The organism is Streptomyces kurssanovii, from assembly GCF_040677245.1.
GTDB classification, from domain to species: Bacteria; Actinomycetota; Actinomycetes; order Streptomycetales; family Streptomycetaceae; genus Streptomyces; species Streptomyces kurssanovii.
Genome location: NZ_JBFAQK010000022.1, coordinates 1 through 20,156, shown reverse-complemented (window position 1 = coordinate 20,156; position 20,156 = coordinate 1). Strand labels below are relative to the sequence as shown.

20 protein-coding genes and 2 pseudogenes are annotated in these 20,156 nt (G+C 72.5%); 9 read left to right on the top strand and 13 right to left on the bottom strand.

Translation table 11 applies throughout. The features are described from left to right. Positions 1-38: 38 nt before the first annotated feature. Positions 39-1,193, bottom strand: a complete 1,155-nt coding sequence (locus tag AB0K36_RS17630; protein WP_189466488.1) for a cystathionine gamma-synthase — start codon at positions 1,191-1,193, stop codon at positions 39-41. Between the two features lie 70 nt (positions 1,194-1,263). Between AB0K36_RS17630 and AB0K36_RS17625 the strand changes: the two genes are divergently transcribed. The 5 genes and pseudogenes from AB0K36_RS17625 (at position 1,264) to AB0K36_RS17605 (ending at position 4,807) form a co-directional block, all read left to right on the top strand. Beyond that, positions 1,264-2,367, top strand: coding sequence for a hypothetical protein (locus AB0K36_RS17625; RefSeq protein WP_364594766.1), 1,104 nt, complete (start codon positions 1,264-1,266; stop codon positions 2,365-2,367). A 113-nt stretch (positions 2,368-2,480) separates the two neighbouring features. Continuing rightward, entirely contained in the window at positions 2,481-2,633 is a 153-nt protein-coding gene (locus AB0K36_RS17620; RefSeq protein ID WP_364594763.1) for a hypothetical protein, read from the top strand. A gap of 112 nt (positions 2,634-2,745) precedes the next feature. Next, a pseudogene (locus tag AB0K36_RS17615) lies at positions 2,746-3,066 on the top strand (hypothetical protein); the annotation flags it as partial. 61 nt (positions 3,067-3,127) lie between these two features. After that, positions 3,128-3,790 (top strand): peptide-methionine (S)-S-oxide reductase MsrA, encoded by a 663-nt coding sequence (gene msrA / locus AB0K36_RS17610; protein ID WP_364594760.1) that lies wholly within the window; start codon positions 3,128-3,130, stop codon positions 3,788-3,790. Positions 3,791-3,895: 105 nt separating this feature from the next. Further along, positions 3,896-4,807, top strand: a complete 912-nt coding sequence (locus AB0K36_RS17605; protein ID WP_364594974.1) for a DUF5829 family protein — start codon at positions 3,896-3,898, stop codon at positions 4,805-4,807. A 61-nt stretch (positions 4,808-4,868) separates the two neighbouring features. Here the strand turns inward: AB0K36_RS17605 and AB0K36_RS17600 are convergent, their stop codons facing one another. Then, entirely contained in the window at positions 4,869-5,216 is a 348-nt protein-coding gene (locus AB0K36_RS17600) for a DoxX family protein (protein WP_364594757.1), read from the bottom strand. Positions 5,217-5,581: 365 nt separating this feature from the next. Here AB0K36_RS17600 and abc-f point away from each other — a divergent pair, with 365 nt between their 5' ends. Continuing rightward, a complete protein-coding gene (abc-f, locus tag AB0K36_RS17595) occupies positions 5,582-7,240 on the top strand; it encodes a ribosomal protection-like ABC-F family protein (protein WP_364594754.1) in 1,659 nt (552 codons plus the stop codon). Positions 7,241-7,297: 57 nt separating this feature from the next. Here the strand turns inward: abc-f and AB0K36_RS17590 are convergent, their stop codons facing one another. The 5 genes from AB0K36_RS17590 to AB0K36_RS17570 form a co-directional block, all read right to left on the bottom strand. Then, a complete protein-coding gene (locus AB0K36_RS17590; RefSeq protein WP_364594751.1) occupies positions 7,298-7,705 on the bottom strand; it encodes a helix-turn-helix domain-containing protein in 408 nt (135 codons plus the stop codon). A gap of 191 nt (positions 7,706-7,896) precedes the next feature. Further along, complete coding sequence (locus AB0K36_RS17585) at positions 7,897-8,250, bottom strand: DUF1330 domain-containing protein (RefSeq protein ID WP_364594748.1); 354 nt, start codon at positions 8,248-8,250, stop codon at positions 7,897-7,899. Between the two features lie 99 nt (positions 8,251-8,349). After that, positions 8,350-9,342 (bottom strand): GNAT family N-acetyltransferase, encoded by a 993-nt coding sequence (locus AB0K36_RS17580; protein ID WP_364594745.1) that lies wholly within the window; start codon positions 9,340-9,342, stop codon positions 8,350-8,352. 134 nt (positions 9,343-9,476) lie between these two features. Then, on the bottom strand, positions 9,477-10,742 hold the full coding sequence (locus AB0K36_RS17575) for a L,D-transpeptidase (RefSeq protein ID WP_364594742.1): 1,266 nt from the start codon (positions 10,740-10,742) through the stop codon (positions 9,477-9,479). A gap of 308 nt (positions 10,743-11,050) precedes the next feature. Then, entirely contained in the window at positions 11,051-11,464 is a 414-nt protein-coding gene (locus AB0K36_RS17570; RefSeq protein WP_364594739.1) for a hypothetical protein, read from the bottom strand. Positions 11,465-11,571: 107 nt separating this feature from the next. Here AB0K36_RS17570 and AB0K36_RS17565 point away from each other — a divergent pair, with 107 nt between their 5' ends. Beyond that, complete coding sequence (locus AB0K36_RS17565) at positions 11,572-11,859, top strand: LPXTG cell wall anchor domain-containing protein (protein WP_364594736.1); 288 nt, start codon at positions 11,572-11,574, stop codon at positions 11,857-11,859. 67 nt (positions 11,860-11,926) lie between these two features. On the opposite strand, the gene hutH is transcribed toward AB0K36_RS17565, so the two are convergent. From hutH to AB0K36_RS17540, 5 genes are all read right to left on the bottom strand, one after another. Beyond that, positions 11,927-13,468 (bottom strand): histidine ammonia-lyase, encoded by a 1,542-nt coding sequence (gene hutH, locus AB0K36_RS17560; RefSeq protein WP_189467248.1) that lies wholly within the window; start codon positions 13,466-13,468, stop codon positions 11,927-11,929. A gap of 92 nt (positions 13,469-13,560) precedes the next feature. Beyond that, positions 13,561-14,727 (bottom strand): GGDEF domain-containing protein, encoded by a 1,167-nt coding sequence (locus AB0K36_RS17555; RefSeq protein ID WP_364594733.1) that lies wholly within the window; start codon positions 14,725-14,727, stop codon positions 13,561-13,563. Positions 14,728-14,810: 83 nt separating this feature from the next. After that, positions 14,811-15,611, bottom strand: coding sequence for an enoyl-CoA hydratase/isomerase family protein (locus AB0K36_RS17550; protein ID WP_364594730.1), 801 nt, complete (start codon positions 15,609-15,611; stop codon positions 14,811-14,813). Between the two features lie 227 nt (positions 15,612-15,838). Continuing rightward, positions 15,839-17,053, bottom strand: coding sequence for an adenylate/guanylate cyclase domain-containing protein (locus AB0K36_RS17545; protein WP_364594727.1), 1,215 nt, complete (start codon positions 17,051-17,053; stop codon positions 15,839-15,841). A gap of 142 nt (positions 17,054-17,195) precedes the next feature. Continuing rightward, positions 17,196-18,053, bottom strand: a complete 858-nt coding sequence (locus AB0K36_RS17540) for a biotin--[acetyl-CoA-carboxylase] ligase (protein ID WP_364594724.1) — start codon at positions 18,051-18,053, stop codon at positions 17,196-17,198. A gap of 149 nt (positions 18,054-18,202) precedes the next feature. On the opposite strand from AB0K36_RS17540, the gene AB0K36_RS17535 reads away from it, so the two are divergent. Next, positions 18,203-19,810, top strand: coding sequence for an acyl-CoA carboxylase subunit beta (locus tag AB0K36_RS17535; protein ID WP_364594721.1), 1,608 nt, complete (start codon positions 18,203-18,205; stop codon positions 19,808-19,810). Positions 19,811-19,841: 31 nt separating this feature from the next. Continuing rightward, complete coding sequence (locus AB0K36_RS17530; protein ID WP_189466524.1) at positions 19,842-20,048, top strand: acyl-CoA carboxylase epsilon subunit; 207 nt, start codon at positions 19,842-19,844, stop codon at positions 20,046-20,048. Between the two features lie 10 nt (positions 20,049-20,058). Here AB0K36_RS17530 and AB0K36_RS34725 read toward each other — a convergent pair. Continuing rightward, positions 20,059-20,156: pseudogene (locus AB0K36_RS34725) on the bottom strand (ROK family protein); the annotation flags it as partial.

The window sequence follows — 20,156 nt, the reverse complement described above, 5'->3', positions numbered from 1 at the left end:
GGCGGGTTCGCCGGGGCCCGAGGGAGCGTCGGGGCAGGTCAGCCCAGTGCCTGCTGGAGATCGGCGAGAAGGTCGTCGGCCGCCTCGATGCCCACGGAGAGACGGACCAGATCCGCCGGCACCTCGAGGGCGGAGCCCACGACGGATGCGTGCGTCATCCGGCCCGGGTGCTCGATCAGCGACTCCACACCGCCCAGCGACTCACCCAGCGTGAACAGCTTCGCCCGGTTGCACACCTCGACCGCCGCCTGCTCGCCGCCCTGCACGCGGAACGAGACCATGCCGCCGAACGCCCGCATCTGCTTCGCCGCGATCTCGTGGCCCGGGTGCTCCGGCAGACCCGGGTAGAGGACCTGGGTGACCTTCGGGTGGCTGGTGAGCATCTCCGCGACCCGCGTCGCGTTCTCGCTGTGGCGGTCCATACGCACCGGCAGGGTCTTGATGCCGCGCAGCACCAGCCACGCGTCGAACGGTCCGGCGACCGCCCCCATCGCGTTCTGGTGGTACGCCAGTTCCTCGCCCAGCTCGGCGTCCGCGGCGATCAGCCCACCGCCCACGACGTCCGAGTGGCCGCCCATGTACTTGGTCAGCGAGTGCACGACGACGTCGGCGCCGAGCGCGATCGGCTGCTGGAGGTAGGGGCTGGCGAAGGTGTTGTCGACGACGAGCTTCGCGCCCGCCGTGCGGGCGATGTCCGCGACGGCCGCGATGTCGGTGATGCCGAGCAGCGGGTTCGACGGCGTCTCGACCCAGATCACCTTCGTGCGGTCGGTGACCGAGGAGCGGACGGCCGCCGGGTCGGAGGTGTCGGCCACGGAGAAGTCGACGCCCCACCGCTCGACCACCTTGGCGAAGAGCCGGAAGGTGCCGCCGTACGCGTCGTTCGGGATCACCACGTGGTCGCCGGGGCGCAGCAGCGTACGCAGCAGGCAGTCCTCGGCAGCGAGGCCGGAGGCGAAGGCCAGACCCCGGCGTCCGCCCTCGATCGCGGCGAGGTTCTCCTCCAGCGCGGTGCGCGTCGGGTTGGCGCTGCGGCTGTACTCGTACCCGCCGCGCAGACCGCCCACGCCGTCCTGCTTGTACGTGGACACCTGGTAGATGGGCGGTACGACCGCGCCGGTCAGCGGGTCCGCGGTGTTGCCCGCATGGATGGCGCGGGTCTCGAAGCTGTGGAAGCTGTGCTGGTCGCTCATGAGGCCCGAGCGTAGTCCGGTGCGGGACCGGCCGTGGCCGCACGCCGCGGGCGTCCGGGACAATGGGCCCATGGAGATTCTCTGGTTCCTGATCGCACTGTGCATGCTGACCGCGATCATCGGCCCCGTCGTGCTGCGCCGCCGGAACGGCATCCGGCTCGCCCGGCCCGGCTCGCCCGACGCCGCAGACCCGGACACCTACGGATTCGTGCGCCAGGAGCAGCTGGACGTCCGGATGCCCGGACCGGACCAGGACCTCCTCGACGTACTGGACGTCGTCCAGCGGACCCAGGACTGGAAGGCCGCCTCCCAGCTGCTCGCCGGTACGCCGAAGGAGGGCGAGCGGCGCTGGCAGCGCGTCCAGGCCTTCGCCGGGGCCGCGTCCCTGGAACTGGCCCGGCAGCCCGGCGTCGGCGGCGCGTGGCTGCGCAGGTGGCGCTCGGAGGCGCCGAAGGACGCGGGCGCGGCGCAGGTGCACGCCGAGTTCCTGGTGCAGCAGGCGTGGCGCTCGTCGGCCGTCGGCGCGGACGACTTCCGGATCATCCTGGAGGAGGCCCGGACCGTCTGCGGCGAGGCCGCGCTGCTCGCGCCCGGCGACCCCGTGCCCTACATCATCGAGCTGGCCGTCGCCCGCGGACTCGGCTACAGCCACGAGCAGTTCGACCAGCTCTGGGCGAAGGTCATCGACCGCGCGCCCGACCACATGGGCGCCCACCTGGCCGCGCTGCACCACCTGTGCGAGAAGTGGCACGGCTCCCGCGAGGAGGCCGACCACTTCGCCACGACGGCGGCGGCCCGCGCCCCGCGCGGGTCGCTGCTCGCGGCGCTCCCGCTCTTCGCGGTCTACGAGCACCTGCCCGAGGTGAACCTCGTGCGCTCCTTCTACCAGAGCGCGGTGGTCACCAAGGCCATGGAGGGCGCGCTGTTCGCCGTGCACTCCGCCCGCCCGGACGACCCGATGCTCGCGCACGTACGCCACCTGCTCATCGTGTTCCTGGTGAACTCCGAGCGGTGGGCCGAGGCGATGCACCAGCTCGTGCAGGTGGACGGCCACGTGGGCGCGCTGCCCTGGACGACGGAGCCCGACCCGGCGGCGGCGTACACCGTCTACCGCGCCCTCGCGGTCGCCGGCTACGAGGCGAACGGCGGCAGCCCGGCGACACTGCTGCGCTGATCCCCGCCGGCCGGCAGGGATCCATGCCGGCCGGGGAGGGTTCTTGCCCCCGGTGCATCCGGTAGGCGATACTCCGCTTCCCCCCACGCGTCGCCATGTCCATTCTCATTCCCGTGGGGGGCACCGCCCGATGGGCTCGATCCTGCGAGCGCTCCGTGCTCGCCCTGCTCGCCGGCTTCCATCCGCTCGGCGTCCTGCTGCCGCCGGCCGTCGCGGCCGGCGGGATGTTCATGAACGGCTACGCGATGCTCGGCGTCCCCACATGAGTGCTGTCGCCCCGCGGTGAGGTCTTCGGCGGCTTCGGCCACCTGCTCACCGCCCGCCAACCGGAACTCGCCCCCTGCGCACCGAGCGCCCCGCCGCGCCCGCATCCCCGGCGTGTTCCCCCTGATCGCCCACTTCGAGCACGACGACTCCGATTCCGCGGAGGGCGACCGGACGCCCGGGATGCGCGCCCTCGTCGACGCCTGCCTCGCCGACGCGGCCGCGGCGGACCCCGGCCATCCACGGCTGCCCGAGGTGCGCCACCTCCTCGCGTACTACCTCTCCCTTCAGGACCGGGACGAGGCGGCGGTCGAGCAGTTCCGCCTCGTGGACGGCCATGTCGACGCCCTGCCCTGGCGATACCGCGGCGACCCGGCGAGCGAGTACTGCCGGCTGCGCGACATGACGGTGCTCCAGGCCGCCGCCGCGAACTGACGGAATTCCGGACGGCCCCGGGACGTTGTCCCGGTGCCGTCACCGTGAAGGAGAACCAGCCATGCTCTTCGGCCGTACGCCCGTGCTGCCCACCCCCGAGCAGGCCCTCAAGGGCCGCCCGGAGCCGACCTTCACGGTCCCCGACCGTCACACCGTCCTCGGCAACCCCCTGCTCGGCCCCTACCCGGAGCACCTGGAGACCGCGGACTTCGCGCTCGGCTGTTTCTGGGGCGCGGAGCGCAAGTTCTGGCAGGCACCGGGTGTGTGGACGACGCTCGTCGGCTACCAGGGCGGCTACACGCCCAACCCGACGTACGAAGAGGCCTGCTCGGGCCTGACCGGCCACACGGAAGCGGTCCGCGTCGTCTTCGACCCGTCGCAGGTCACGTACGAGTCGCTGCTGAAGCTGTTCTGGGAGTCCCACAACCCGACCCAGGGCTTCCGCCAGGGCAACGACGTGGGCACCCAGTACCGCTCGGCCGTCTACACCCACTCCCCCGCCCAGGCCGCGGCGGCGGCGTCCTCCCGCGACGCCTACCAGAAGGTCCTGACGGGCTCCGGCTACGGCTCGATCACCACCGAGATCCTCCCGGCGGAGGGCCGGCCGTTCTACCCGGCAGAGGCGTACCACCAGCAGTACCTGGACAAGAACCCGGCGGGCTACTGCGGCATCGGCGGTACGGGCGTCTCCTGCCCGATCGGCGTGGCACGCGCCGAGGGCTGACCCCGGGCCGCCGGCCGGGGCGCGGGCCGGGTTTCGGTGAATCGACGGCGGATGCGAGGCGGTCCTCCTACGATCCCTGGCATGCTGCTTCGCCGGGTGTTACGGATGACCATGGTCCTCGTTCTGGCCCTCGCGGGTGCCGTCGGGGGCGGTACGAGCACGGCGCTGGCCGAGGAGAGCCGGCCGCCGGCCGACCGGCAGTTGCTGTTCTACAACCACGCCTACGGGGTGCTCGACCGGGAGACCGCCGACGCGATCGAGCACTCCGGCTATCTGCGGACGTTCGCCGACTTCCAGGTCCGCACCACGACCGGAGCCGACGGGCAGACCTGGACCGGCCGCTACCTGCTGGGCCGCGAGACCTACCTCGAACTGTTCGGGGTGGGGGACCTGCCCGGCCAGGACGGCACCTTCGGCGCCGCCGGGACGGGTCTGTCCACCGAGCGCGCCGGTGACCTGGCGACGGTCATCCAGCGGCTGCGCGACCAGGGGATCGCCGAACCGGTGCGGTTCCGCCAGACACGGGACTTCGGCGACGGCGTGCCCGTGCCGTGGTTCGACGCCGTCTTCACCTCCGCCCGGTACGACGCCTTCGGCGCCTGGGGGATGGAGTACCTGCCGGAGTACTTCGCCGACCCGCGCGGCAACACCGAGCCTGCCTCCTACCCGGGCGACGTCGGCCGGGAGCGCTATCTGTCCGACGGCTACCAGGACCGGCTGATGCGTGACGTGACGTACATACGCCTCGCGGTCACGGAGGCGGACCTCGCGAACACGGAGCCGCTGCTGCGGGCCGGCGGGTTCGTCGTACGGCCCGTGGCCGGTGGCGTCCTCGCGGTGCGGGGCGGCACCACGCTCCGGTTCGACGCCGTCCCTCGCGAGGAGGCGGGCCTGCGGCAGGTCGGTCTGTCGCTCAACCGGGCAGTGGAGTACCGGCACGAGGAGCGGATCGGCCGTTCGACCCTCGTCGTCGGCCCGGGCTCCCGTGCCGTGTGGACCTTCGCCGGGACCCCGTAGAACGGGAGCCGGAGCACGGGACCCCGAGCTGGGACCCGGAGCACGGGACCCCGAGCGAGCCTCAGCCGGCCGTCCCCAGCACCAGCGCCGCGACCACCGGGGCCGCGTACACCAGCGGGAACGGGATGTGCGCGTACCAGCGCGCCCGGACCACGGTGGCGACGGCCCCGGTGAAGTACAGCACCAGGCCGGCCCCGGCCAGGACACCGACGACCGGCACGAACAGGCCCACGAGCAGGCCCGCGGCGCCGGCCGCCTTGGCCGTACCGAGCCAGGGCAGCCAGGACATGGGGACGCCGTAGTCGGCCATGGGCTGCACGACCCACCGGGTGCGCAGGAAGACGGAGACGGCGGAGAAACCCACCATGGCGGCGGCCAGGACGGTGACGACGACATAGGCGGTGGACATCACAGATGCTCCCATCGGGCGGGCGCCGGAGCCGGTCGCTCCGGACGGGTCTCGAGTGCGTCACTGCCTTGACCCGCGAGGCCGCGCGAATGTGACAGGCGAGCCGGCACGGATGTCGCGACCGGTGGCCGTGGTCACCCCCTCGGTCCCGGCCGGTCGCCGGCCCGGTGATGGCACACTGGGCGTATGGGTTCGCACAAGCACTACTTCTTTCTCTGATTCCGGACGCGGACGCAGCGTGCGAGTCGTAGGACTCCGCTGACGTCCCTCCCGCGTCCGTCCGACAGCACCCGGCCCTGCCCCGGCATGCCCGCAGGCGCACTGCGCGCATGCCGCCGAGCGGGCCTGTCACCCAGGGAAAGACCATGCGCGAACGCGCCCGACTGACCATGAAAGACGTTTCCAAGGCGTACGACGGCCGTGCCGTCCTCGATCAGGTGTCGCTGACCGTGCGGCCCGGTGAACGCGCCGGCGTCATCGGGGAGAACGGCTCCGGCAAGTCGACGCTGCTGCGGCTCATGGCCGGCGACGAGACACCCGACTCGGGTGGGATCACGGTCAGCGCGCCCGGCGGCACCGGGCATCTCGACCAGACCCTCGAGCGGACGCTCGGGCTCGGTCCCCGCCACACCGTGCGGGACGCCATCGACACGGCGCTCGCCGAACTGCGCGGCCTCGAACGGCGGATGCGGCAGGCGGAGGCGTCCCTCGCCGACGCGGGCGAGGCCGAACTCGCCGCCTACGGCGAGCTGCTGACCGCCTTCGAGGAGCGCGGCGGTTACGAGGCCGACGCCCGGACCGACGCCGCCCTGCACGCGCTGGGCCTCGGCGGGCTGCCGCCCGGGCGGCGCCTCGGCTCCCTGTCCGGCGGGGAGCAGTCACGGCTCGCCCTGGCGTGCGTGCTGGCCGCCTCCCCCGAACTGCTGCTCCTCGACGAACCGACCAACCATCTGGACCGGCAGGCGACCGAGTGGCTCGAGGAGCAGCTGCGCGGCCACCGCGGCACGGTGGTGGCCGTCACCCACGACCGGGCCTTCCTCGAACGGATCGCCACCACGATCCTCGAGGTCGACCGCGACACGCGCGCCGTGCACCGGCACGGCGACGGCTGGGCGGGCCACCGGGCGGCGAAGGCCGCCGCACGCCGCCGCCGGGAGCAGGAGTACGAGGAATGGCGGGACGAACTGGCGCGCACGCGGGAGCTGGTGGCCGCGTCCGGGCAGCGCCTGGCGGCGACGGGTAAGGATCCGCGCCAGGGCTTCGGCAAGCACCGCCGGTCGCACGAGGCGAAGCTGTCGGGCCGGGTCAGGGCGGCGCGGCAGCGTCTGGAACGGCTCGAGCGGGAGCCGGTGGCCGCGCCGGCGCCGCCGCTGCGGTTCACGGCGCGGCCACGCACGTCGGGCCGCGCCGGACTGCTCGCCGAGCTCACGGACATCGGGGTCGGTGACCGGCTGCGTCTCGCGGGTCTGCGGCTGGAGTCGGGGCAGCGGCTGCTGGTGACCGGCCCGAACGGCGCGGGCAAGACCACACTGCTGCGGGTGCTGGCCGGGGAACTCCGGCCGGACGAGGGCACGGTGCGGCACGGGGAGCAGGTCACGATCGGCTATCTCGCGCAGGAGCTGCCCGTGGCCGCGCCGCGCGGACCGCTGCTGTCGGCCTACGCGGCGGGCCGGCCGGGCCTGCCGGAGGAGTTCGCCGACGAGTTGCTCGGCCTGGGCCTGTTCCGCGAGGAGGATCTGCACGTACCCGTCCGCGCCCTGTCCGTGGGGCAGCAGCGGCGGCTCCAACTGGCCCGCCTGCTGGCGTCACCGGCCGATCTGCTCGTCCTGGACGAGCCGACGAACCACATGGCCCCCGACCTGATGGAGGATCTGGAGGAGGCGCTCGCTTCGTACGAGGGCGCCGTGGTCGCGGTCTCCCACGACCGGCGTTTCTGCGGCGGTTTCACCGGCGACCGGCTGGAGCTCCGCGCCGGCCGCGCCGTGGCACACAGTGGCCGCGGCGGTGCCGCTGGAGAGGACTGAGGCTCCGCCCTCCCCTGGCAGCCCGTCAGTCCGGGGCCCGGGACCCTGACGTGACGGTCACGCGGCGAGGCGCACGTCCCCCTGCCGTGCCGCCCCCACGGTCCGGCCGAGCCGGGCCGTGGTGGAGAGGGCCGGGCGGACCAGTTCGCGGTGGGACAGGGCGAGCAGGTCCGCGAGGCCGAAGCCGAGGGCGTGCGCGACGGCGGCGAGGATCTCGGAGGAGGCTTCCTTGCGGCCGCGTTCGAGCTCGGAGAGGTAGGGCACCGAGATCCGGGCGGCGTCCGCCACGTCCTTCAAGGTGCGCTCCTGCGCCAGCCGCTCCCGGCGCAGGACGCCGCCGACGACGTCCCGCCAGAGCGGCTCCCTGGGCGCCTGCCCCGGTGCCCGTGCCGGCCCGTCGGTGGCGGGCGCCGCGGCCGGGCGCAGGGGAACGACACGGGCTCGGTTCGTCTCGTGGCTGCTCACCCGCCCAGCGTAGAAGGGCGGCAACGGGCTGTGGAGCAGGAGTGGTTGCGCCAGGGGCGAAACCCGGCGCGACCCGGTCCGCGTCCTTCCGTACCCGGCCTGGGCCCCGCCGCGCCGTCCCCGTACCCGGCTCAGCAGGCCGCCGCCTCGGCCGGCCCCGCACGGGCCGAACGGGCCGAACGGGCCGGCGGTCAGGAGACCGCCTCCTGGTCCCGGCGCAGGCGGGCCGCCGTGGCCGAGGCGTCGTAGCCGGGGGCGACTCCGTCGACGAGGATCACGTCGCCCGTGAGGTGGCGGGTGCGCAGCGGTATCAGCTCCTGGTAGGCCGGCGACTCGTACCAGTCGCTTGCCTGACGCAGCGTCGGGAAGCCGATGACGACCAGCGCGCCGGGCCACTCGCCCTCGCGGACGTCGAGGGTCGCGCCGTGGACGAGGAAGCGGCCCTCATAGGGGTCGAGGGTCGACTGGATGCGCTCCATGTAGTCGAAGACCTCGTCGTCGAGGCGGGCGGCGGGCTGCAGATTGCCGACGGCGTACGCGGTCATGGTGTCCTCCCGTGGATCGGCGGCTCGATGTGCCTCGATCCTGCCGGGAGGGGGCGCGTCAGGCGATTACCTGCCGGGTAAGGGGGCGGGCCGGACGGCTCACAGCTTGGCCTGGACGTACCCGATCTCGCGTTCGCGCCGGTAGCCGAGCTGTTCGTTGACGGCCAGCATCGGGCCGTTCTCGTCGGCGACGGTCGTGGCCGTCTCGCGGACTCCGGGGCACTCGGTGGCAACGACGCCCATCATGTGGCGCTTGACGGCCAGGCCGAGGCGGCGGCCGCGGTGGGCGGGCACGACGGCCGTGTCGTACTGCAGGGCCCGGACGTCGGACGGGTCGCGCAGCACCAGTTCGGTGTAGGCGGCGACGGTGTCGGCGCCGTCGGCCGTGTGCACGACGGCCGAGGAGAGTATGACGCCGCCGCGGTCCTCGATCACGCGGGCCGCTGCCCGTACCCGTTCCGCGTCCCATTTCGGCATGGCGCGGTCCACGTCCCCCATGGGCGCGTCGTCCATGGCGTTGTGGGCCTCGGCGAAGGCGTCGGCGAGCCCGTCGGGTACCACGCCGGTCCAGTGCGCGTAGGCGTATCCGTCGGGGAGTGCGGGCCGCACCGGGTGGGCGGCGAGCGCGTCCTGGAGGTTCTGCACGTGCCAGGCCAGCCGGAGGGCTTTGTCGAAGCCGTGGCGGGCGGCGAACTCCTCGCCGGGCCCGCCGAGTTCGGTCTCCGAAGTGACCGAAGTACGGCCGTCCGCGGCGAGATCGTCGCGCACGGCCGCCCAGAGCCGGCTCCCGACCCCGCGGCGTCTGGCCCTCGGGTGGACGGTCAGCCGGTCGAGGAAGGCGGTGTGCCGGTTGTTCTCGTCGGTGAAGAGCACCACCGATGCCACGCCGTCGTACGAGCCGTCGGCCGCCACGACCGCGCGATGGACGGCCCGGCTGTTGACCGACGCCGTCCGCAGCTTCCCCTCGGTCTCCACCCGGCCCGGCGCGGGCACATGCCCCGGCAGGTCGTGGAGGTGCGCGGCACGCACGACGGTGTGCCAGGCGTCCACGGCGGAGTCGGAGGGCGACGTGGGGAGAGTGGTGATCGTCATGCCGGGGAGAGTACGTCTCCCTCCCTCGCGGCCGCTCGGAATTACGGCCGCCCGGCGCCGGCGCGGGCGGCCCGGAACGACGACGGTGGCGGCACCCCTCGCGGGTGCCGCCACCGTCAGGTGTCACGGGCGGGTCAGACGGCGGAGCCGGCCTTCCACTGCGCCCAGTTCATGTTCCAGCCGTTCAGGCCGTTCTCCGGCTTGATGGTGGTGTCCTTGGAGTTCTTGACGATGACGACGTCACCGACGATCGAGCTGTTGTAGAACCAGGCGGCGGGCTGCTTCGGGTCGCCGGCGCCCTTGACGTCGTTCAGGCCCACGCAGCCGTGGCTGGTGTTGGCGCTGCCGAAGACCGAGTCGGGTCCCCAGTAGTTGCCGTGGATGAACGTGCCCGACGTGGACAGCCGCATGGCGTGCGGGACGTCCTTGATGTCGTACTCGCCCTTGCCGTCGTCGTCGGTGAAGCCGACCGTCGCACCGTTCATCCGGGTCTCCTTGAACTTCTCGGAGATCACCATCTGACCGTTGTAGGTCGGGTTCTCGGAGGAGCCGGCGGAGATCGGGATGGTCTTGATCGTCTTGCCGTCCTGCGTGACCGTCATGATCTTGCTGGCGGCGTCGACGGTGGAGACCTGGTTGCGGCCGATCTTGAAGGTGACCGTCTTCTGCTGCACGCCGTAGACACCGTCGGCGCCCTCGACGCCGTCGAGCTCGAGCTTCATGGTGACGGTGGAGCCCTCCGCCCAGTACTGCTCGGGGCGGAAGTCGAGGCGCTGGCTGTTGAACCAGTGACCGACGACCTCCTGGCCGCTGCTGGACGTCACGGTGATCCCGGACTGGACGGCCTTGCGGTCCGTGATCGCCTTGTTGAAGTTGATCGACACGGGCATGCCGACGCCGACGGTGGAGCCGTCCTCCGGCGTGAAGTTGCCGATGAAGCTGTTGGCCGGCGAGACGGTCGTGAACGACGCGTTCTCGTGGGCCTCGAGGCCGTCGGCGTCCTTGGCCGTGGCGGAGATCTTGTACGTCGTCGAGCGCTCGAGCTGGCCGTCCGGCTTCCAGCTCTTGCCGTCGGCGGCGAGAGTGCCGGCCACGGCGGTGCCGTCCGCGGTCGTCATCGTGACCTCGGACAGGGTGCCGTCGGTGACGGTGACCTTGGCCGCGTTGTTGATGCTCGCGTTGCTCGTGCCGTTCTTCGGCGAAATCGCTATTCGCGCCTTCGAGACCGCCTTCGCGGCAGCCTCGTCGATCTGCGCCTGTGACGTCTTGGAGGCCTCGGCAGCCGCGTCCTTGCCGTCCTCGCCGCTGCAGGCCGACAGGGCCAGCACACCCCCGAGCAGCACGGATGCGACCTTCCATCCGCTGCGCCGCTTGCTGTCCGTCATCACACGCGTCTCCATCGTTGCCGAGTCCCCTGATCAACCACTGTGGACAACCCCCATTTCAGGTCATCCGGTTCCACATCGGTGCACGATGTGGGGAACAACACCTCACCGGGTGCGCCCGCCGGACACCGCGCCCGCCGGGTACACCTCCCACCGAACTGATCGACGCTGCATCCGCCTCATCGGTTGCACCGTTCCCGGTCCGGCTTCGTCTTTCGATTGTCGCCCCCGCGCTCCTGCCCGGGAAAGCCCGGGCGGGAGTACGGGGGTGCCTGCCCGGCGATCCGGGCCCGAAGCGTGTAACAGGTCACTTCCCGGTCCCGTTACGGCCACCGGCCGGTGTCGCCGTCGCCGTCACCCTCGACGCCGCGGTCGTTCTCCAGCAGCGGGTAACCGTCCGGGCCCGGTTCGTAACCATCGACTTCGTCCTCGTCGATGTCGAGCTCCCAGTCGGCGGAGTCCGGGTCGTAGTCGATCTGCTCGCAGCTCCACGACGCCTGCGCGAGTTCGATCCCGGGCACCTCGCTGACCAGGTCGAAGGGGTCGACCAGGTACGCCAGGGCCTCGGCCTCCTCCTCGCGCACCGCGGACTGCGCGTGCGTCCGCTCGTCGTCGGGCATGAACTCGTCGTCGGCGATCCGCTCGAGCGCCGCCCCGGTCAGGGCGCCGGAGTCGTCGACCTCGATCACCAATTCCACTCGCAGGCGCACATAGCGTGATGTCTCAGAGGTGGTCATACGACGGAGGGTATGGCCCTTCGGGCCGCGGCTTTCCCACGACCCGCTGCTTTCACTAGCATCGCCCCACCGGCCAATTCGAGGATGCCTCAAGGGGGATCGACTTCGTGTCCGTCGCACGTCGACCGCTGCTCACCGCCGCTGCCGCAGGGACTCTCCTGTGTGCGCTGTGGTTCGTTCCTTCGGCGAACGCCACCGCCGAGAGACAGGCCGCGCAGGAGTCCGGCGGTTCGCGTTCCGGGGCGGCGGCGCAGTCGGCCGGCGAGGGGCTCCTGCTTGCGCAGACCGGCAGCGTGGACACCACCCCGTACGTGATCGGCGGCACGCTGTCCCTCGGTATAGGGGCGGGCTTCGTCGCGTACTCGATGCGCCGGCGCGAACCCGGCACCGCCTGACCGGTCCGCCGACACACCGAGGCCGCCCCCGCCGTGACGGCGGGGGCGGCCTCGGTGTCGCGTGGGGTCAGGCGAGCGGCCCCGTCACCTTCTCCACGGCGGCGACGAGCTGTCCGTCCCGTACGAACGCGTCCGCGGCGGCGAGGTCCGGAGCGAGGAACCGGTCCGGGCCGGGGCCCTCGACGCCTGCCGCGCGCAGCGCCTCGATGGCGGCACGCGAGGCCGGGGCCGGGGTGAGGTGGCGGCGCAGCTCTATGGCACGGGTCGCCGCGTACAGCTCGACGGCGATGACGCGCGTCAGGTTGTCCACGGCGGTGCGCAGTTTGCGGGCGGCCGACCAGCCCATCGAGACGTGGTCCTCCTGCATGGCGGAGGACGGGATGGAGTCGGCGGAGGCGGGGACGGCGAGCCGCTTCAGCTCGCTGACCAGCGCGGCCTGCGTGTACTGGGCGATCATCAGGCCCGAGTCGACCCCGGCGTCGTCGGCGAGGAACGGCGGCAGTCCGTGGCTGCGGTTCTTGTCGAGGAGCCGGTCCGTGCGGCGCTCGGCGATGGAGCCGAGGTCGGCGGCGGCGATGGCGAGGAAGTCCAGGACGTAGGCGACGGGCGCGCCATGGAAGTTGCCGTTGGACTCGACGCGGCCGTCGGGAAGCACGACCGGGTTGTCGACGGCGGAGGCGAGCTCGCGGTCGGCGACCAGGCGGGCGTGGGCCATGGTGTCCCGGCCGGCGCCGGCGACCTGCGGGGCGCAGCGCACCGAGTACGCGTCCTGGACGCGGGGCGCCTCCTCCTCCTGGAAGTGGCCGGTGAGGCCCGAGCCCTCGAGGACGGCGAGCATGTTGGCGGCGGCGGCGCCCTGGCCCGGGTGGGGGCGGATGGCGTGCAGTTCGGGGGCGAGGACCTTCTCGGTGCCGAGCAGTGCCTCGAGCGTCAGGGCGGCGGTGATGTCGGCCGACTTGTAGAGGCGGTGGAGGTCGGCGAGGGCCATGACCAGCATGCCGAGCATGCCGTCGGTGCCGTTGAGGAGGGCGAGGCCCTCCTTCTCGCGGAGCTCGACGGGCGCGATGCCGTGCTCCGCGAGCAGCTCGCCCGCGGGGCGCACGGAGCCGTCGGGCCCCTCCGCGTCGCCTTCGCCCATGAGGGCCAGGGCACAGTGGGACAGCGGCGCGAGGTCGCCGGAGCAGCCGAGGGAGCCGTACTCGTGGACGACGGGCGTGATGCCCGCGTTCAGTACGTCGGCCATCGTCTGCGCCACCTCGGGGCGTACGCCGGTACGGCCGGAGCACACGGTCTTCAGGCGCAGGAACATCAGCGCGCGCACGACCTCGCGCTCGACGCGGGGGCCCATGCCCGCGGCGTGGGAGCGCACGATGTTGCGCTGCAGCTGGGCACGGAGCTCGGGACTGATGTGGCGGGTGGCGAGGGCGCCGAATCCGGTGGAGACGCCGTAGACGGGCTCGGGCTTGGCGGCCAGCGCGTCCACGATCCCGCGGGCCGCGGCGAGGGCGGCGACGGCCTCGGCGGAGAGCTCGATCCGGGCGCCGTGGCGGGCCACGGCGATGACGTCATCGGCGGTGGTACCGGACGTCCCCACCACGACTGTTTGCATATCCATATTCAGCAGCGTACGGATTGAATCCAAACCTGTCACCACCGGTACGCGGTCCGGCCCCTTACAAGCTGGTCACGGCACGCCGGCCGTCACGGCTCGCTCCACGGCTCGTCCTCCTCCGCCTCCGGACGGGCGTCCCGGAAGCGGCGGCGGTCCTGCGCGGACCGGGGCGGGGAGTCCGCCAGCCGCATCACCGTGCCGTCCCGCCCGGCCACCACCGGCTTCGGGGAGCGCGCGGCCTTGGCGCGGTACTGCGCCGCGTCCGCCAGCCGGAAGAGCCGCCGGGCCGACCGCACCTCCCCGATCGGGTCACCCGTCGACGCGACGCCGCACGCGACGCCCTCGCCGAGCTCCAGCTCCTTCGCCCGTACGCACAGATCGTCGGAGACGTCGACCACCTCGTCGGCGCTCGGCCCCAGCGTGACCAGGCAGAACTCGTCCCCGCCGAGCCGGGCCGCCAGGGTGCCCGGCAGCATCGCCCCGCACAGGGACAGGACGGAGCCGAATCGTTCCAGCAGCCGGTCACCGACCGCGTGCCCCTGGGTGTCGTTCACCTGCTTGAGGCCGTTGACGTCGCACACCACCAGGCTGACCACGGAACCGTCCGCCCGGTGCTGCTCGAGCGCCTCGTCGAGCCGGGTGTCGACGGCGCGGCGGTTGGCGAGGCCCGTGAGCGGATCGGTGAACGCGAGCCTGCGGACCTCCTCCAGCCGCTCGGTCTGCGCGATGCCCGCGGCCACGACGGACGCCAGGACGGTCGCGAAATCGGCGTCCTCCCTGCCGAACACGGGCGCCGCTTCCGGCCTGGCCACGTACAGCTCGCCCCAGGCCCTGCCGTGCAGCACGATCGGCGCGACGACGCAGCAGCCCCGGCCGCGCCGGCGCAACGCCGCCACCCGCTGGTGGCAGTAGCCGTGCCCCGGCGTCGCGGGACCCTGGGCGGTCTCCACCCACGCGTCCGGCTCGCCCCCGCCCGCCCAGCGTTCGTGCAGGAACTCGGTGATCTCGGGGAAACGGTTCACCGGGTAGGTCTCCGACTCCGGGAACTCCTCCTCGTCCGGCGCGCGTTCACCCGCGTTCACGAGCACCCTCAGCCGCCCGCGCTCGCGCTCCCACACGGACAGGGCCGCGAACGACCCGGAGAGCGCGCCGCACGCGCCGAGGGCCGCCGCCCGCCAGGACTCACGCGGGGTCGTGGCCGCGGCCATCGCCTGCGCCAGCGCCACCACGGCTCGCAACCGCCCATCCACAGCCATCCACCCAGCTTAGGGAGGTTTCGGCCGATTTGATCAGATCTGCTGACCCGGGACGTGGACCGGCCGCGAAACCGGTCCCCCGCTCACTCCCCGGGCCACTGCGGCTTCCGCTTCTCGTTGAAGGCCGCGACGCCCTCCGCACGGTCCCCGGAGAACGCCGTGGCCCGCCATGCCGCGTCCTCGACCTCGAGCCCGGCACGCAGGTCGAGCCCCTGCCCGAGCCGCATGGCCTTCTTCGCGTTGCGCAGGCCGACCGGGGAGTTCACCGCGATACGGGCGGCGAGCGCGAGCGCCTCGGCGCGGGCGTCCTCCCCGAGGACGTCGACGAGCCCCAACTCCCGTGCCTCCGCGGCCTCCACGCGCCGCGCCGTGAAGACGAGCTCGGCGGCGCGGGCGGCCCCTACCCGGCGGGGCAGCAGCTGCGTACCGCCACCGCCGGGGATGACACCGACGGACACCTCGGGCAGCCCCACGACCGCGGTCGCGTCGGCGACGATCACATCGCAGGACAGCGCCAGCTCGAAGCCACCACCGAGCGCGAAGCCGTGCACGGCGGCGACGGTCGGCATCGGCAGCTCCAGCACGCCGGTGTACGCGCGCCGGGCCGTGGGCCGCTGCCGCACCAACTCGGCGTCGGAGAAGGAGTTGCGCTCCTTCAGGTCGGCGCCCACGCAGAAGGCACGCTCACTGCTCGACGCGACCACGGCCACCCGCACGTCCCGGTCCGCAGCGAGCGCGTCACAGGCTTCACCGATGGAACGGGCCATCTCGGTGGAGACCGCGTTCATGGCCTTGGGGCGGTCGAGGACGAGCTCGGCGACGTGGCCCTGCTCATGCCTGCGTACGACGACGAACTCGCCGAACCGCTGCTCGGACTCGGACATGGGGCACCCTCCCGGTTAACGATGGTTCACCGGGATCATAGGCGCGCCTCCGCTCCGCGGGGCCGTTTCCCCACCCGCCCCTTCCCGTAACCGGGGGCTCCGCCCCCGGACCCCCGCGCCTCGATCGCCGGCGGGGCTCAAGTTGCCAGGCAGATCCAGCCCGCATGGGGGCACCTCCCACGGCCGCCGGGCCGAGGACACCGCGCGGAGCGCGGCAGGCGGCTCCGTCAGGAGGACGGGCGGCGGGACAGGAGCCACGGCTCCACCACGCCAAGACCTCGCACCGGCCGCTGCCACATCGGCTGGAGCGCGAAGCGGTACGTGGGGACCTCACGGCCCTCCTTCTCCGCCTTGACCGCTTCCTCCGCCGCCTCCGCCTCCGAGGCCGGCGCGTCCCCTGTCCTGATCACTTCCTCGGCGAACGCCCCGTCGACCAGTACGGCGTCCTTCGGAGCTATCGACGTCAGCCGGCTCGCCAGGTTCACCGTCGTGCCGAAGACATCGCCCATGCGCGTGGTGACCGTGCCGAAGGCGATGCCCACCCGCAGCGCCGGCATCGACTCGTCGTCCGTCATCGTCTCGATGAGCCGCAGGGCGATCTCGGCGGCCGTGCCGGCGTCGTCCGCGGCGTACAGCACCTCGTCGCCGAGGGTCTTGATGAGCCTGCCGCTGTGGGCGGCGACCAGGTCCGCGCACGTGGTCTCGAAGGACTCGACGAGCTCGCCGAGCTCCTCTTCCTCCAGGCGGCGGGTCAGCCGGGTGAAGCCGACCAGGTCGGCGAAGCCGACGGCCAGGCGGCGGTCGACCATCTCCTCGTCGTCCGCGGCCTGCACGACGCGGCCGGTCGCCGCCGCCAGTTGCCGCCGCCAGACGTAGACGAGGAATTCCTCCAGCTCGGGCAGCAGCAGCTCGACCAGCGGATAGGTCACTTCGGTGCGGGTCATGCCGGGCTCGGGCGGCTCGGTGAGCCCTTCGAGGAAGGAGTCGATCTGCCAGTCGGCCAGCCGCGCCGTGGTCTGCCCGGTGGAGCGGGCGACCTGGACCGCCATGGGTTCGCTGAGCAGGCCGGCCTCGACAAGGCCGGCGAGCCGGCGCAGGGCGAGCACGTCCGCCTCGGTGAGGGCCTTGGCCTGTCCGATGTCGGCGAAGCCCATGGCCCGCCAGAAGCGGGCGGCGAGCTCCATGGAGACGCCGGCGGTGCGGGCCGCCTGGAAGGCGGTGTAGCGGCGCTCGGCGCCGAGGATCAGGTGTTCCAGACGTATGGCCAGCGGGTCGTCCGACGGCTCCGCCGTGTGGTCGACCTCGTGGTGGGGCTTCGGGTGCACCGACCCGGAGGGCCCGGCCCCGGATCCCGAGGACCCCGATGACGAGGCGGACGCGCCGGAAGAGCCGTCCGACGGCGGCTGCGCGCCCGCGCCGGAAGTGGTGTCGTCGACGGTCACCAGCCGCCTCCTGCCCGTTCCCTGCGCAATGCCCTGCCGATCTGTCGCGCGATCGCCTCAACGATACGGCAGGTGTGCCCCAGCTCACGTCCCGGCGGCCGAGGAGGTTCGTCCGCTGCCGCCGGGGACACCGCGGTGGCCGTCAGCGGGCCGGCCGCAGGTGCACGATGTCGCCCGCGCTCACCGAGTGACGTTCGCCCTCCGCGGTGGCGAGGACCAGCCTGCCGTCGCCGTCCAGGGCGACCGCCTCCCCGGTCAGGGCCGTGCCGCCGGGCAGCTCGGCGCGGACGTCGCGGCCGAGGGTGGCGCAGCCCGCCACGTACGCCTCCTGGAGCCCGCAGGCGGCCGGGTCGCCGCCGGCGGTGCGCCAGGCGGTGTACCACTTCTCCAGGGAGCGCAGTACGGCCCGCAGCAGGGGGTCACGGTCGGTGGACACCGCGTCGGCGAGCGCCAGGGAACCCGAGGTGGGGACGGGCAGCTCGTCGGCGTGGAGGGAGACGTTGATGCCGAGCCCGAGCACCACGCCGTCGTCCCCGGCGCGTTCCGCGAGGATGCCGCCGGCCTTGCGTTCCTCGCCGTCGACGACCACCAGCAGGTCATTGGGCCATTTGAGGGACATGTCCGTGCCGGCGGCCCGCGCGAGGGCGGTCGCGGCCGCGACACCGGCGAGCAGCGGCAGCCACCCCCAGCGCGTCACGGGCACGTCGGGGCCGGGCCGCAGGAGTACGGAGAAGAAGAGGCCGGAACGGGCAGGGGCGGTCCAGATGCGGTCCAGCCGGCCCCGTCCCGCGGTCTGCTCCTCCGCGACGAGCACCGCCCCTTCCGGCAGGGAGACGGCCCGTGCGGCCAGGTCGGAGTTGGTGGAGCCGGTGGACGCCACCACGTCCAGCGAGGTCCACAGGCCGCCGGGCACGACGACGGCACGGCGCAGCACGGAGGCGTTCAGAGGGGGTCGCTCGAGGTCGGACCAGCGGCTCTCGGGCGCATTGGGAGGCGTCATGCAAGCCAGGTTAGGTGTGGCCAACGCCGCACTGCTGAACCGTATCCGCGCCGATACGCTACGAGTCAGTAGCAACCGATCGTTAACACGTCCCGGTTACCCAGTCCCCCGTAAGCCGTCCCCGTGACCAGCCAGGGAGCCGCATCCCGATGTCCGAGCCGGAAAACGCCCTCTCCCAGAGTCCGAGCAGCCACACCACCGCGGGAAAGATCGCGGATCTTCAGCGCCGTATCGAAGAGGCGACGCACGCCGGCTCCGCCCGCGCGGTGGAAAAGCAGCACGCGAAGGGCAAGTTGACGGCCCGGGAGCGGATCGGTCTGCTGCTGGACGAGGACTCCTTCGTGGAGCTCGACGAGTTCGCCCGCCACCGCTCGACCAATTTCGGGCTGGAGAAGACACGGCCGTACGGGGACGGTGTCGTCACCGGCTACGGCACGGTCGACGGCCGCCCGGTCGCGGTCTTCTCGCAGGACTTCACCGTCTTCGGCGGCGCTCTCGGCGAGGTGTTCGGACAGAAGATCATCAAGGTGATGGACTTCGCGCTGAAGACCGGCTGCCCGGTCATCGGCATCAACGACTCCGGCGGCGCCCGCATCCAGGAAGGCGTCAGCGCGCTGGGCATGTACGGCGAGATCTTCCGCCGCAACACCCACGCCTCCGGCGTCATCCCGCAGATCTCGCTCGTCGTCGGCCCCTGCGCGGGCGGCGCGGTCTACTCGCCGGCGATCACCGACTTCACGGTGATGGTCGACCAGACCTCGCACATGTTCATCACCGGCCCCGACGTCATCAAGACGGTCACCGGTGAGGACGTCGGCTTCGAGGAACTGGGCGGCGCCCGCACCCACAACACCACCTCCGGTGTCGCGCACCACATGTCGGGCGACGAGAAGGACGCGATCGAGTACGTCAAGTCCCTGCTGTCGTACCTGCCGTCCAACAACCTCTCCGAGCCGCCGTCGTTCCCCGAGGAGGCGGACACGGCGGTCAGCGACGAGGACCGCGAGCTGGACACGCTGATCCCGGACTCGGCGAACCAGCCGTACGACATCCGCACCGTCATCGAGCACGTCCTGGACGAGGGCGAGTTCCTCGAGACCCAGTCGATGTTCGCCCCGAACATCGTCACCGGTTTCGGGCGGGTCGAGGGCTTCCCGGTCGGCATCGTCGCCAACCAGCCGATGCAGTTCGCCGGCTGCCTGGACATCAACGCCTCCGAGAAGGCCGCACGCTTCGTGCGCACCTGCGACGCGTTCAACGTTCCGGTGCTGACCTTCGTCGACGTCCCCGGCTTCCTGCCGGGCGTGGACCAGGAGTACGGCGGCATCATCCGCCGCGGCGCCAAGCTGATCTACGCGTACGCCGAGGCCACCGTCCCGCTGATCACCGTCATCACCCGCAAGGCGTTCGGCGGGGCCTACGACGTCATGGGCTCCAAGCACCTGGGCGCCGACCTCAACCTGGCCTGGCCCACCGCCCAGATCGCCGTCATGGGCGCCCAGGGCGCGGTCAACATCCTGCACCGCCGCACCATCGCCGCCGTCGAGGGCGCGGAGGAGCAGGAAGCGACGAGGGCGCGGCTCATCCAGGAGTACGAGGACGCGCTGCTCAACCCGTACACGGCGGCCGAGCGCGGCTACATCGACGCCGTGATCATGCCCTCGGAGACCCGGGCGCAGATCGTGAAGGGCCTGCGCCAGCTCCGCACCAAGCGGGAAAGTCTGCCCCCCAAGAAGCACGGGAACATCCCCCTGTAGGGGCTCCGAGGCACGAGGAAGGGACGCGACGATGATCAGGGTCGTACGGGGAAACCCGACCCCCGAGGAGCTGGCCGCCGCACTGGCGGTGGTCCAGGCCCGCGCCGCGGCGAGCGCCGGTGCCGCGGCCGGGGAACCGCGGATGCCGGAGGGCTGGTCGGACCCGGCGCGTATCGCCCGCAGCAGCAGGCCGCTCCCCGGCCCGCGGGCGTGGGCACGCAGCTACTGGCCTGTGTGACGGACAGCGGGGTGAGCAGGATCGTCGCGTTCTCCGGTGTGGCGTTGGCGCGCTGCTTGGCGTAGCGGACGAGCGCGCGGCCGGAGGCGTACTGCTCCCAGCAGCCCT